The 13,938-nt window shown below is 63.1% G+C and carries 10 protein-coding genes; 5 read left to right on the forward strand and 5 right to left on the reverse strand.

All coding sequences use genetic code 11. From position 1 onward, the window contains the following. Nucleotides 1-60 precede the first annotated feature (60 nt). Nucleotides 61-1,887, forward strand: a complete 1,827-nt coding sequence (locus tag AB7F41_RS12650; protein ID WP_428381877.1) for an ABC transporter transmembrane domain-containing protein — start codon at nt 61-63, stop codon at nt 1,885-1,887. 63 nt (nt 1,888-1,950) lie between these two features. Beyond that, nucleotides 1,951-2,376, forward strand: a complete 426-nt coding sequence (locus AB7F41_RS12655) for a nuclear transport factor 2 family protein (protein WP_428406600.1) — start codon at nt 1,951-1,953, stop codon at nt 2,374-2,376. Nucleotides 2,377-2,404: 28 nt separating this feature from the next. On the opposite strand, the gene AB7F41_RS12660 is transcribed toward AB7F41_RS12655, so the two are convergent. Next, on the reverse strand, nt 2,405-4,435 hold the full coding sequence (locus AB7F41_RS12660) for an adenylate/guanylate cyclase domain-containing protein (RefSeq protein WP_428381881.1): 2,031 nt from the start codon (nt 4,433-4,435) through the stop codon (nt 2,405-2,407). A gap of 211 nt (nt 4,436-4,646) precedes the next feature. Here AB7F41_RS12660 and guaB point away from each other — a divergent pair, with 211 nt between their 5' ends. Further along, complete coding sequence (guaB, locus tag AB7F41_RS12665; protein ID WP_428381883.1) at nt 4,647-6,134, forward strand: IMP dehydrogenase; 1,488 nt, start codon at nt 4,647-4,649, stop codon at nt 6,132-6,134. Nucleotides 6,135-6,665: 531 nt separating this feature from the next. Here the strand turns inward: guaB and AB7F41_RS12670 are convergent. The 4 genes from AB7F41_RS12670 to AB7F41_RS12685 form a co-directional block, all read right to left on the reverse strand. Next, nucleotides 6,666-7,760, reverse strand: a complete 1,095-nt coding sequence (locus tag AB7F41_RS12670) for a helix-turn-helix transcriptional regulator (RefSeq protein WP_428381885.1) — start codon at nt 7,758-7,760, stop codon at nt 6,666-6,668. A 123-nt stretch (nt 7,761-7,883) separates the two neighbouring features. After that, nucleotides 7,884-8,282: a c-type cytochrome gene (locus tag AB7F41_RS12675; protein ID WP_428381887.1), complete on the reverse strand. Its 399-nt coding sequence runs from the start codon at nt 8,280-8,282 to the stop codon at nt 7,884-7,886. A 15-nt stretch (nt 8,283-8,297) separates the two neighbouring features. Further along, nucleotides 8,298-9,371, reverse strand: a complete 1,074-nt coding sequence (locus AB7F41_RS12680) for a metallophosphoesterase family protein (protein ID WP_428381889.1) — start codon at nt 9,369-9,371, stop codon at nt 8,298-8,300. Between the two features lie 67 nt (nt 9,372-9,438). After that, nucleotides 9,439-10,590 (reverse strand): cytochrome-c peroxidase, encoded by a 1,152-nt coding sequence (locus AB7F41_RS12685; RefSeq protein WP_428381891.1) that lies wholly within the window; start codon nt 10,588-10,590, stop codon nt 9,439-9,441. Between the two features lie 379 nt (nt 10,591-10,969). On the opposite strand from AB7F41_RS12685, the gene AB7F41_RS12690 reads away from it, so the two are divergent. Both AB7F41_RS12690 and acpA read left to right on the forward strand, forming a co-directional pair. Continuing rightward, the gene (locus tag AB7F41_RS12690; RefSeq protein WP_428381893.1) at nt 10,970-12,007 is read left to right on the forward strand and encodes a cytochrome-c peroxidase; all 1,038 of its coding nucleotides are present in this window, start codon (nt 10,970-10,972) and stop codon (nt 12,005-12,007) included. A 140-nt stretch (nt 12,008-12,147) separates the two neighbouring features. After that, nucleotides 12,148-13,587, forward strand: a complete 1,440-nt coding sequence (gene acpA, locus AB7F41_RS12695; RefSeq protein ID WP_428381895.1) for an acid phosphatase — start codon at nt 12,148-12,150, stop codon at nt 13,585-13,587. Nucleotides 13,588-13,938: the final 351 nt, after the last annotated feature.

Raw genomic sequence — 13,938 nt, forward strand, 5'->3', positions numbered from 1 at the left:
GGTCGCGGAGCGACTCTTCGAATTCGTTTTCGTCGAACACGGACGCTATACCCGCTGCCGATGACAAAAAAGCCCTCCGACGTCGATTCCCTCGATCCTGTCGCCCGCAAGGCGGATCGCGGTCTGAAAGCCATCTTCACGCCGCTTCGGCCCCTGCTGCCCTATGCGCTGCGCTACAAGCGAACGATCGTATTCGCCTTTGTCGCGCTGCTGATGGCGGCGGGCGCGACGCTCACCTTGCCGCTCGCCGTGCGCGGCATGATCGATCACGGCTTTTCCGCCGACAGCGCCGGCGCGGTGAACGCCTATTTCGGGGCGATGATCGCCGTCGCCGCGACGCTCGCGCTGGCTTCGGCCACGCGCTTCTATTTCGTCATGACGCTCGGCGAGCGGGTGGTCGCCGACCTGCGCGCCGATCTCTTCAGGCATCTCACCGCGCTCGACGCCGCGTTCTACGACACGGCGAAGACGGGCGAACTCCTCTCGCGGCTGACGGCGGACACGACGCAGCTGAAGTCGGCGTTCGGCTCGTCGGCGTCGGTCGCGCTGCGCAATCTTTTCATGTTCTTCGGGGCGATCGTGATGATGGTCGCGACGAGCCCCAAGCTCGCCGGACTGGCGCTCGCCGCCATTCCGGTCATCGTTCTCCCGCTGATCGCGTCGGGGCGCGCGGTGCGCCGACGCTCGCGTCACGCGCAGGACATGCTGGCGGTGGCGTCCGCCTATGCGGGAGAAAATCTCTCCGCGGTGCGCGCGATGCAGGCGAATGGCGCGCAGGCGTCCACGGCGGCGCGCTTCACGCGCGCGGTGGAATCCGCCTATGACGCGGCGCAAGCGGCGACGCAGCTTCGCGCATTCATGACCTTCGGCGCCATTCTGGTCGTCTTCACGAGCGTCGTCGGCGTGCTCTGGCTCGGCGCGCAGGACGTGCTCGAGGGACGGATGACGTCCGGCGTCCTGTCGCAATTCGTCCTCTACGCCGTGCTTGGCGCCAGTTCGCTTGGCGAACTCTCTCAGACGTGGAGCGAACTCTCCGCGGCGGCGGGCGCCGCCGGCCGCATCGCCGACATTCTCGCCATCAAGCCGCGCATTGTGGCGCCGCCGCGCCCGACGCCTGCGCCCGCCCGTTGGCAGGGGCGGATCGCCTTCGACCATGTGCGGTTCGCCTATCCGACCGCGCCCGATCAGCCGGCCTTGCAGGATTTCACGCTCGTCGTCGCGCCCGGCGAGCGCGTCGCGCTCGTCGGGCCTTCCGGCGCGGGCAAGTCCACCACCTTTGCGTTGCTTCTTCGCTTCTATGACGTGGATTCGGGCTCCATTGCGCTCGACGGCGTCGACCTGCGCGACCTCGATCCTACGGCGTTGCGCAGGGCGATCGCGCTTGCGCCGCAAGATCCGGTGATCTTCGGACTGTCCGTCTCCGAAAACATCGCCTATGGCCGGGAGGACGCCTCAAGCGAGGCGATCGTCGCCGCCGCGAAGCGCGCGCAGGCGCATGACTTCATCATGGCGCTGCCGAAGGGCTATGACACGCTGCTCGGCGAGCGCGGCATTACGCTCTCGGGCGGCCAGCGCCAGCGCCTCGCCATCGCGCGCGCGATCCTCGCCGACGCGCCCGTGCTGCTCCTGGACGAAGCGACCTCGGCGCTCGACGCCGAGAATGAGGCGCTGGTGCAGGCGGCGCTGCATGACGTCATGCAGGGGCGCACGAGCCTCGTCATCGCCCATCGCCTTGCGACCGTCCTCGAAGCCGACCGGATCGTCGTCGTCGACGAAGGCCGCATCGTCGAGCAGGGCACGCATGCGAGCCTGAGCGCCGCGGGCGGCCTTTATGCGCGGCTTGCGAAATTGCAGTTCGACACCGACCGCGCCGGCGCCGCCGCATGACGGCGCTTGCTGGCGCCGCTGAAAGACCGTAGCGTCGCAGCTGTTTCAGCTGGAGCGTTCGTCATGTCGCATGCAGCGCGCAATACCGAGATTTTGAAGGAAGCCTATCGTCGATGGAATGACACGAAGGGCGGCAGCGTCGATCATTGGCTAAGCCTCCTCGCGCCGAAAATCAATTTCGGTTCACTGGCGCAGGGGCGTCCGGATGCGCTGTCATTCACCCAGACCCGGGAGAGCCGCGAGGGAGTGGCGGATTATCTCCGCGAGCTGACGCGTGACTGGGCGATGGACGACTACAGGATGGATGTTTTTGTGGCGGAGCTTGACCGCGTCGTCGCCATTGGCCGCTGCGCGTGGCGGCATAAGACGACGGGCAAGCGCGTCGACACGCCCAAGGCGGACGTCTGGCGGTTCGATGCGGACGGACGGGTGGTCGAGTTTTTTGAATATTACGATACGGCTGCGGTGATTGAAGGCGCGCGCCCGTAGGCCCGGCCTGAGGCGGGCGGCGATGCGTTCAGCCGGTCGAACCGTCGCCTCCGTTTGAGCGGAGTCGCTCGATCGTCTCTTGCAGCAGGCTGATCGCCTCATCCCTGTCCGCTTTCAAGAGATCAACGTCGACGCGCAGGCCCTCGCGCTCCTCGTGAATGGTTTCTGTCGCGGCCGGAGCCTTCTTGCCGAGCGCCTTATAGGTGCGGATCGGCCCGCTGACGCCCTTCACATGCAGCGGAGACTGTTCCTCGACCTCGATCATTTCGCTCACCAGCGTCATCGTCTCATGCGAGATCAGGATCGAGCCCGGCGCGGCCGAACCCTCGAGCCGCGCTGCGACATTCACCTGATGGCCGACGATGGTGTAATCCATCCGCTCCTGGCTGCCGAAATCTCCGACGGTGCAATAGCCCGTGTTGACGCCGACGCGGATCTGAAACCGCTGATCCAAGCCATGTTCGCGCCACCGGCGCTCCAGCCGACGAGTCATCGCCTGCATGTCGAGCGCCATCAGGATGCACGCCAGCGCATCCTCTTTGACGCCGCGCGTCTCCGGGTCGCCAAAAAAGATCATCACTGCGTCGCCGATATATTTGTCGATCGTTGCGCCGTAGGCGAGCGCGAGACCGGCCATTTCATTGAGAAAATCATTGAGCATGCGGGTGAGGTCTTCCGCCTCCAGACGCTCCGTCATTTCGCTGAAGCTGACCACGTCGGAAAAAAAGATCGTCAGCTTCTTGCGCTTCGCCGGAATGGACGCGACGGCGTTCTGCTTGAAGAGCGTGCCGTAGAGCTGCGGCGAAAGATATTTCGACAGCCGCGCCGAGAGTCGTTCGAGTTCCGCGTTTCGTTCTTCAAGCGCCTGCGTTCGTTGCGTCACCAGCGCGTCGAGGGTCCGCTCGCGATCGAGAAAATCCAGCGCCATCTTCTTGAAGACGCGCGCCAGTTGCCCGACTTCGTCGCTGCGCTCTTCGACGTCCGACAATTCGTCGGCCGAAAACGCTCGACGCTCGACATCGCGCGCCGCCCTGGTGATCGCCACCACCGGCGCCGTCTGCTTTCGCGCGAGCCAGGCCGCCAAGCCGCCGCCGAGCAGGGTGACCGCCAAAGCGATCCCGAGCGCCGTTTCGATCTGCGAAGCAAGGGCGCTGTTCAATCGCGTCGTCGGCATTCTGATCAAAGCGGCTCCGATCACGCCGGCGCCATTTTCGGCGCTGATCGGGGAGATGACGCTCAGCGTGCCGACGCTGTAGATCGCCTGCGACCGCCCGCTTGCTATCACCGTGCGAAGGGGCGCGAGCTCCCGCTCGGTCAGCCGATCGCGGCCATGATTGAGCCGCGTCGCCTTCGGACTGGCGATCAGGCTCGAATCCTTGTTGAAGACGAAGATCGCGTCGATTTCGCCGCTGCCCAGGAGGTTGTCGATGGCGCGCGGGAGTCCGATCTGCTCGTCGACCTCCTCAAGGATGCGGGCGTTGTAGCCGACCTGCACGATTCGGGGCTTATCGACGCCGCGCACGCCGACATATTTGAAGCGCTCATTGTCGATCTCGCGCTTTCTGGCCTCCTGCACGACCGTCTCTTTTTCGCCCATCAGCAGCGCCCAGAACGCATGCGCCTGAGGCTGCTGCTCGGCGGATGGGCTGAACTGAAAGTCGGCGTTCTTGTCGCCGTGGATATAGGCGTAACCCTTCTCGTCGGTGACCCAGAATTCGTCGAGCACCGTTTTCTCGGTGATCGCGTTCAGCCGGTTCTTGATGTCGGTCGACGTCATGCCTGCTTTCTCGGCCGCGTCGACGAACAGAGCCAGAAGCCTGGCGGAGACGATCATATGCTGAGACAGCATTTGCTCGACTTCCACCGGAAGTTCGCGCGCGAGGCTCGCGCTGCGCGCCAGAAGCCGGGCGACGCTTTCGCCTTCGACCTCGGCTTCGGCCAGCATCGCGCGGTAGTTGGACCAGGACAGCAGAGTCGACGATATCAGCGTCGCGCCGACGCTCAGCGCTGCGACCAATGCAACCAGACGGGAAGCAAAGCTAAGTTGAGGGAGGCGCATTCGTCGCTCGCATTGCAGTCGTTGCCTTTGAAAAGCATAGCAAACTTTCGTCCGCCAGCCGTCTGGCGCCTTCCGGCGGACCGTCGCGCCTGTCATTTGCCTTCGCCCTGAATAATGCTATGAGCACCCGCCAACCCCTGACGGCGCAGGCCGTCAAGTTCCCATCCTGCGGCTGACGCGCTTGTCTCGCCGCTCAAAGGAGTTGGCGCCAATGGCCATATCGCCCGTCACGTTGACCGAAGCATTGACCTTCGACGACGTGTTGTTGCGGCCGGGCCATTCGCGCGTGATGCCCTCCAGCGTCGACGTCACGAGCCGGCTGACCCGCGAGATCTCGCTCAATCTGCCGATCGTGTCGGCCGCCATGGACACGGTCACCGAGGCGCGCCTTGCGATCGCCATGGCCCAGGCGGGCGGCATCGGCGTCATCCATCAGAATCTGTCGCCGGCCGCGCAGGCCGCCGAGGTGCGCAAGGTCAAGCGCTATGAAAGCGGCATGGTGATCGATCCGATCACCATTTTCCCCGACGAGACGCTCGCCGACGCGCTTGCGCTGATGGCCGGCCACGGCATTTCCGGGATTCCGGTCGTGGAGCGCGGCGGCGACGGCGGCAAGGGTAAGCTCGTCGGCATTCTGACCAACCGCGACGTGCGTTTTGCGCAGGATCGCAGCCAGCCGGTGGCTGAGCTGATGACGAAAAAGCTCGTCACGGTTCGCGAGGGCGTCGGGCAGGGGGAGGCGCAGCGTCTGCTGCATGAACATCGCATCGAGAAGCTGCTGGTCGTCGACGAGGACTACCGCTGCGTCGGCCTCGTCACGGTCAAGGACATCGAGAAGGCGACGCTCCACCCCTACGCCTGCAAGGATCACGAAGGCCGGCTGCGCGTCGCCGCCGCCTCGACCGTCGGCGACCATGGTTTCGAGCGCGCGCTTCAGCTGATCGACGCGGGCGTCGACTGCGTGGTGATCGACACCGCGCATGGCCATTCGCAGGCGGTGATCGATCAGGTGACGCGGGTCAAGAAGGCGTCGAACAAGGTCTCGATCATCGCCGGCAACATCGCGACGGCCGAAGCGGCCAAGGCGCTGATCGGCGCCGGCGCGGACGCCATCAAGGTGGGCATCGGACCCGGCTCGATCTGCACGACGCGCATCGTCGCCGGCGTCGGCGTGCCGCAGCTCACCGCGATCATGGAAGCGGCGGAGGAAGCGCGCAAGGCCGACGTGCCGGTGATCGGCGACGGCGGCGTCAAATATTCCGGCGACCTCGCGAAGGCGATCGCGGCGGGCGCCGACGTCGTCATGATCGGCTCTCTTTTCGCCGGCGCCGAGGAGTCGCCCGGCGAAGTGTTTTTATATCAGGGACGCTCCTTCAAGGCCTATCGCGGCATGGGATCGGTGGGCGCGATGACGGCCGGTTCCGCGACGCGCTATTTCCAGGGCGACGTGAAGGAGCAGCTCAAACTTGTCCCCGAGGGCATCGAAGGACAGGTGCCGTATCGCGGGCCGATCGCGCCGATCCTCTATCAGCTTGCGGGCGGACTGCGCGCCGCGATGGGCTATGTCGGCGCGCCGACGGTCAAGGAGTTCCAGGAACGCGCGCAATTCGTGCGGATCACCAACGCCGGTCTGCGCGAGAGCCATGTGCATGACGTCGCCATCACCCGCGAGAGCCCGAACTATCCGACGGGCGTCTGAAACGCGCGGCGGAAAAAAGGGGCCGCGCAACGGCCCCTAAGAGATGGGAGAAAAGTGAAGGAGGAAATGTCCTGGTCAATAGTAGAGCCTGAGAATTGAGCGCCAAATATACGAATGATGAGAGTAAATGGCGCTCGCCTAATGTCTTGCGCCTCTCACCATTCGTCCCAATGCTATGACGAAAATCGGTTTTCCGCGTCATGCGAATTGATGACGACGGCGATTTTTGAAAACCTGTTTTTCGAAAGCTCGTCGTTGGCGTCGTTCTGGCGACGCGCATGGTCGAGCAAAAGGGCAGAGGGCCTCGCGAAGACCCTCCAAATTTGTGTGGGAAAGTTCTGGTCGTAGAATCGCTGAAAAGGCGGCTTGAAAATTGAGCGCGAAATATCGAACCCCGAGTTACTGAAGCGTCCGCGGCAATTTCGTCCGCCCCCCCCGACGTTCGCTGGCGACGTTAGGACGAACGAAAAGAGCCGACATCATCCAAACGGATGAGGCCGGCCCCAATTCCTTGAAATCAAATGTATACGCTTACTCGCCTCTCGCCCCGTTCAGCGAGGAGAGTCCGCCAAGAAGCGCGACGACTTCCGCCTGGCGATTGCATCCGGTCTTTTCCATCACGCCGCGCAAATGCGTGCGCACGGTGTTGCGCGATACGGACTGTTCGGTCGCGATTTCCTCGACCGTCTTGCCGGAGACGAGTCCGCGCGCGACCCGCGCCTCGGCCGGCGTGAGGTCGTAGAGCGACTGAACCAGCTCGATCGCCGGAGCCTGAGGCGAGCCGACCGGAGTCATCACCAGAACCGCCGCGCAGCGCACGAAAATATCCCGCGCCGCGCCGCGGATCGGCACGAGGTTGGCGATCATCGGGGTTTCGCCCTCGTTCGCGCGCGCGGCGAAGGACCGCGGCGCGCCGACGAGATCGTCGTCGAGGGCGTCCATCGCCAGACGCAGCAGCCCGTCGGCGGATGCGTCGACGAGCGACACGCGATCATGGGCCCGCCAACGGACATATTTGTTCAGCTCATTGCTCGGGTCGTTCGCGGAGATCACACGCCCGTCGTCGTCGAGGACGAGCGCCGGAAGCCCGATCAGGCCAAAGGTTTCGCCCGCCACCCGCGCGCGCTCGAGCTGCAGCCGCGTGGCGAGGAACGCGGCGCGGGCAAGATGCGGCCGCAGTTCGTCGAGCTGGCGAATGATCGAGGGCTCGACCGGGCCCCGGTTATGCGCGCGTTCAAGACAGATGATGCCCGTGTCGCCGGTCGGCAGCGAGATCGCCGTCGCCGCGCTGAAGCCGAGCCCGCGCGGACGCAGGAAATCGCAATAGTTGGGATCGCGCTCGAGCTCCTCCGCCGTATAGACGTCGTCGTCAGTGAGAAAGCCCGGATGGCGCCGGCTGAATAGCCTGCCGCCGCGCGTGCAGTTGCTGAGCCAGTCGCCGCGCATGAAATTCTCGACGTGCTCGCAAAGCGCCGGCGAAGCCGTCCAGCGGGAGACTTTTTCGCGCGCCGCGAAGAGGACGCCGCCTTGCGCTTCCGCCAGATGCGAAAGCTCGTCGAGAACATCCGGCCACATGTCCGGCGCGAAGGAGCATTCATAAATGCGATCAATGAGTTCCTGAACCATTCTCAATATCTCTTGCTGGCGGTCGCGCTAAAGGCGCGAGCGCACGTATAAACCGTATGCAAACGTGCGGCCGGCGAGATCGTTCCCGCGTGCTGTGAATTTGGTCAGGCGCCGTCGATCGGGTCAGTGCTTGCCGGCGTCGAGCGGAACTCCCTTGCGCTCCTTATGGATATAGGCGACGAACGCCGTCATCTTGGGATCGTCGGCCGGAAGCGCCGTGCCCTGCAGCGGGTTTTTAATGCACCAATTCACCATTTCAAAGAGCTGCGCGACCTTTCCGAGCTGCTTTTGGAATTTCGGATAGGTTTCGGGATGGGTGTTGGCGGCGTTGGGATGGCACTGCGCGCAGGCCACGCCATTCGTGCCGACCGCGCCGCTGGTCCACAGCTCGCGGCCTTTCTTGGCGACGGAATCGAATTCGGTCTTCCAGCGGTCGACGTCCGTCGCCGTGAATTCGTCCGCGAGCGCTGCCGGCGAAAGCAGCGCAGCGCTCAAAACAAGCGCAATCGTATAGCGGCGCATCGTCATTCTCCTCGACTAATAGTGCAGTTGCGGCGCCTTGCGGACGATCGCCTCTTGATATTTCTTGTCGACGGGCTTTCCGAGCCGCGGATCGTAGCCGACGACGCGCTCCTGATTGTCCCACAGCTGGTAGCGCGCCGTGACGCGGCCGGAGTTGACGTCGACCATCTGCCAGCCTGTAGCGTCGCGCTCGAAGAAGGGGTCGGCGCGATTCATCGGAACCGTCAGCACCGGCACATGCGCGCCCGCCTGCGCATAGGTGTCGGGATACGGCCAGGGCCAGGCCGTCGCCATCACCGCATTGAACGAGATATTGCCGATCTGATTGTACTGGATCTGATGCACATGGCCGTAAATGACGCTGACGTTCTTAAACGGCTGCAGGAGCGCCTGCACCTGCTCGGCGTCATCCGTCCAGAAATTCCAGCCCTTGTAGATCTTCTGCAGCGGCGAATGTGAGAAGACGATGACCGGCGTATCCTTCGACACTTTGTCGAGATCGCTCTTGAGCCAGGCGCGCTGCTTGTCGCCGACCATGAAGGGCGAGCCGTTGGGATTGTCGAGCCCGGCCATTTCGAGCATGCGCTGCTCGGCCGTGGGCCAGCGATGGAACGTCCATTCGTCCGTCGTGAGAATCGAGTTCAGCACGACGAAATGCACGCCCTTGTGATCGAAGCTGTACCACTGCGGACCGTAGAGCTTCGACCAGTACTCGCCGAGATCGAGATAATAGTCGTGCTCGCCCATCACGCAGTGCAGCTTGCCTTTCAGATGCGAAAGCATCTCGGCGCCGTGGTCGAGTTCGTCCTTTTTGCCGAGCTGCGCGAGATCGCCGCCGAACATGACGAAATCGGCTTCCGGCGTGATGAGATTGGCTTCGGCGACGGCGCGCTTCAGGCCCATGTCCCAATTGCGCACGAAGCTCGCGCCTTTGATCTGCTGAATGTGCGAGTCGGAAATATAGGTGAAGCTGAAATCCTCGCGCGTTCCGCCGAAGGCGAGGCGCACCATTGAGATCGGCAGAGTCGTCAGCGTTCCGGCCGCCGCGCCGGCGGCGATCACGCTGCGCCGGGTGATGAGCTTGGTCATTTCCTACCCTCCCTGGCGGCTTCGCGCGTCCGAGGCGACGCCGCTCGTTTTGTCCGTGCGTCGATTCTTATTTCGTCTGCGCCGTCAGATAGGCGGGGCTCGTCAACGTTTCCAGGAAAGCGACTAGATCGTCGATCTGCTGATCCGTCAGATTCAACGGCCTGATGCCGCCCGAGAGATAAGGGTTGACCGGCCACGGATCGCCGGGACTCTTGCCGCCCTCATTGTAATGCTTGACGACGTCCTTGAGCGTTTTGAGCGAGCCGTCGTGCATGTAAGGCGCGGTCATCGCGATATTGCGCAGCGTCGTCGTCTTGAAGGCGCCGATTTCATCGAAGGAGTTCGTCACGGCGAAGCGGCCGAGATCCGAAACCTTCGGATCGGCAAGCACCGCCTTGTCGACGGAGGCGCCCGCCGCCTTCGCCTTGAGAAATTCGGCGGCGAGGCGCGGCACGTCGTTTTGGATGCGGTTGATGCCGACGCCGATGTTGTGAAACCTGTTGTCGGTGAACAGCGCCTGCGTCTGTTCGATGACATGGCAGGAGACGCAGCGTCCCTGATTGACGTAGATGTCGAAGCCGCGCTTGGCTTGATCGCTGATCGCGTTGCGGTCGCCGCCGAAATACCATTTGTCGAAAGGCGAATCGCCGGAGACGACCGTGCGCTCGAAGCTGGCGATCGCCTTCATCACGTCGTCCATCGTCACGTCGCGGCCGCTTTTGCCAAACGCCTTCTTGAAGCCCTCGACATAGGCCGGGTCTTCGCGAACGATTTTAAGCACCGGCTCGTGATTGGGCAGTCCCATCTCCACCGGATTGACCATCGGATGCTGTGACTGCTCCTCCAGCGACGGCGAGCGCCCGTCCCAGAATTGCGAGGTGTAGAACGCGGCGTTGATCACCGTGGGCGCGTTGCGGGTGCCGTTGAGTTTGTGATGGCCTTCCGAAACGCGCAGCGGACTGTCGGTGAAGGCTTTCTTGTCATTGTGACAGGTCGAACAGCTCACCGTGCCGTCGATTGAGAAGCGCGCGTCGTGGAACAGCTTGTCGCCCAGCGCGATCTTGTCGGGCGACTGCGGATTGTCGGCGGGAATGGGGACGCTCGGCAGGCCAAGCGGCTCCGCCCTGGCCACGACCCATCCGCCGGCGAGCAGCGCCGCGAGCGGCAGCGCGACGAGCGTCGTCTCAACGGATTTTCGGACATTGGGAATGCGCGCCATGAGCTTCCTCCGCTGCCGCTCGGCTTTTCGCCGGCTCTTGTTTTCACGTTAAGTTTGCTCTGCTTTTAATGGCAGGGCAAGTCGTCGCTGTGACAGCCGGCGTGGATTTTAAAGAACTCGCTGTGCGAATACTCCGACTGTCGCGCCTCTGTTGTGCATTGCATTGCCGCTACGCGGTGGAATAACTATTATAGTGCGTGAATTGCAGTTGGCCAGCGTCGGCCTATTGGTCATGTTCATGCTACATAAGATTGTTTTTAAAGAGCGTCGCTCTCAGTCGGCCTTCCGCCGCAACCGCGGTTGTGCTAGCTGACGGCCCCAAGAGGCCTTCGTCGCACTGCGAAACAGCGCCTCAGCAAATCAACTGCAGGAGTAAGGGATGCATCTGACCCGGTTCGTCGCGCTCGCCGCGATCTTCCTGGCGCCGGCCATGGCCGCGGCGGGCGATCTGCGCGCGGACGCCAACGCCGTTTTCAAGCCGATCGACGCCGCGAGCGTCGCGTCCGTCGTCAAAAACAACGAGATCACGCCGGCGAAGATCGAGCTCGGGCGCAAACTGTTTTTCGAGCCGCGGCTGTCGAAAAGCCAGATCATCAGCTGCAACAGCTGCCACAATCTCGGAACAGGCGGCGTCGACGCCGGTCCGACGTCGATCGGCCATGGCTGGGCGAAGGGGCCGCGCCGCGCGCCGACCGTCCTCAACGCGGTGTTCAACGTAGCGCAGTTCTGGGACGGGCGCGCCGTCGACCTCAAGGCGCAAGCCAAGGGTCCGGTGCAGGCCGATGTGGAAATGAACAACACGCCGGCGCAGGTCGAGAAGACGCTCAACAGTATGCCGGCCTATGTGGCTGAGTTCAAGGGAGCTTTTCCCTCAGACCCCAATCCGGTGAGCTTCGACAATATGGCGAAAGCCATCGAGGCTTTCGAGGCCACGCTGACGACGCCGAATGCGCGTTTCGACAAATTCCTCAAGGGCGACGTCAGCGCCCTCAACGACGTCGAGAAGAAAGGGCTGCGTCTTTTTATCGACAAGGGCTGCGCCGGTTGTCACGGCGGGGTCAATGTCGGCGGCGACGGCTATTTCCCGTTCGGCGTCGCTCAAAAGCCCAGCGTCGAGATCATGCCCGTCGCCGACAAGGGCCGCGCCAAGGTGACGAATAATCCGGCCGATGAATTCGTCTTCCGCTCGGCGCCGCTGCGCAACGTCGCGCTCCGCGCGCCTTACTTCCACACCGGCTCCGTGTGGACTCTGGAAGAGGCGGTCGACCTGATGGCGAAAGATCAGCTGGGAGAAACGCTCTCCGCTCAGGACGTCAAGGCGATCGTGGCGTTCCTGGAGACTCTGAACGGCGATCAGCCGAGCGTGACCTATCCGGCGCTGCCGCCGCGCTCCAAGGACACGCCGCTGCCGCAGTGAGCGGTGACGCGGGACGATCGTGATCATCGAAGCGGGCGCCGACGTTCTTCGTCGGCGCCCGTTTTCACATGTCACAATTTTGGGGCGGCGGTTCGCTAAATTTCTGCGCCGAGAAACAGCGAGAAAGACCGCTTGCCACGATGAAACTCTCGACACGCTTCAAATTAGCGCTGGCGCTCGTCGCGACGGCGGCCGGCGCTCCCGTCGCCGCTCAAGACCGGCCGGATCCCTTCGCGCGAATTGGCCATATCGTCGTCATCTTCACCGAGAACCGCAGCTTCGATCATGTGTTCGGGCTGTTTCCGGGCGCCGAGGGCCTCAATTCGGCTCAGCATCCGCCGCCGCAGGTTGATTTTGACGGGACGCCGCTCTCGGCGCTGCCGCGGCCGCGATGGGACGATCGCTTTCCGAGGCGGCTGCCCAACGCGCCGTTTCGCCTCGAGCCATATGTCGACATCGAGGGCCACACGATGGACCCGGTGCACGACTTTTATCTCGAGCAGGAGCAGATCGACGGCGGGGCGATGGACCGCTTTGTCGAAGCCTCCAACGCCGGCGCGCTCGTCATGGGCTATTACGACGGCTCCGAGCTGAAGCAGTGGGCGCTGGCCAAGGAATTCACGCTCGCGGACCATTTCTTCCATGCCGCCTTCGGCGGCTCGATGCTCAACCATTTCTTTCTGATCTGCGGCTGTGCGCCGGTCTTCGACAATCCGGCGGAGTCGACCAGGAAGAAATTTCTGCCGAAACTCGCCACGATCAGGGATGCGCAAGGCGCTGAACTCACGACCCGCGCGCGGGAAGAGGACTCGCCGAAAAGCGTGCTCGACGGTCCGCCGCGCCATAAGAAATTTGGCCCCCTGACGATCGAGCTGGAGGCGATCGGCACGCTTCAGCCGGCGAATCCGATCTCCAAGCATGACAAGACCGAAGCGCAGGAGCGCCTTCCGCCTTTGCACGCGCCGACGATCGGCGACCGGTTGACGGAGAAGGGGGTCGCCTGGGCCTGGTACGCCGGCGGCTGGCGGGATGTCGTCGAGGGCCGACTCAAGCCGTACGAAGGCAAGCCGGACGCCTTTCAGACGCACCATCAGCCGTTTGTCTATTTCGCCAATTACGCCGAAGGCCGCGAAGGCCGCGCCCATCTCAAGGACGCTGACGACTTCTTTCGGGACGTCGATGCGGGGAAACTGCCGCCGGTGAGCTTCTACAAGCCGCTCGGCGTGTTCAACGGGCACCCGAATTATTCCGATCTCGCCGCCGGGGACGCTCATCTGGGAGAGGTTGTCGCACGATTGCGCAAGAGCCCGAATTGGGCCGACATGCTGATCATCGTCACGGCCGACGAGAACGGCGGGTTCTGGGATCACGTCGCGCCCCCGAAAAGAGATTCTTATGGCCCGGGCGCGCGTGTGCCGACGCTCATCATTTCTCCCTTCGCCAGGAAGGGCTTCGTCGACAAGACGGTCTATGACACGCTGTCCATCCTGCGCACGATCGAGCTTCGCTTCGGCGTTGCGCCGCTCTCGGAGCGCGATGCGGGAGCGACGGATCTGCGCAATGCGCTGATCGCGCCATGAGCTTCGCCCTGACCTTCGACATGACCTTCGACATGGCCTCTGGCGACGTCGGGGAATCCTCGTCTGTCCGTCAGGCGGGGAGACTCCTCAAACGGCCATGATTAGGTCAAAAAATTGCGCCAGGCGGCCACATGTAATTCAACTCATTGTTAAAATGATAAATTATTGACAAGGCGTTTTGCGGATTCGAGACGATACCTACCCCTAAGGGTTGTTATGACAACATCCACTAGGGTTGCATTGGCTATTCGATAGATTGTATTGCTCTATACCAAGGGGTATTGTGGTTAGGGGAGTGTTGTTGGAATTGTTGCGGCACGCTGAGCTGGGTCTGCGATCTGCCCTTTCGGG

Origin of the sequence: Methylocystis sp. (assembly GCF_050251305.1) — a bacterium.
Classification (GTDB): domain Bacteria; phylum Pseudomonadota; class Alphaproteobacteria; order Rhizobiales; family Beijerinckiaceae; genus Methylocystis.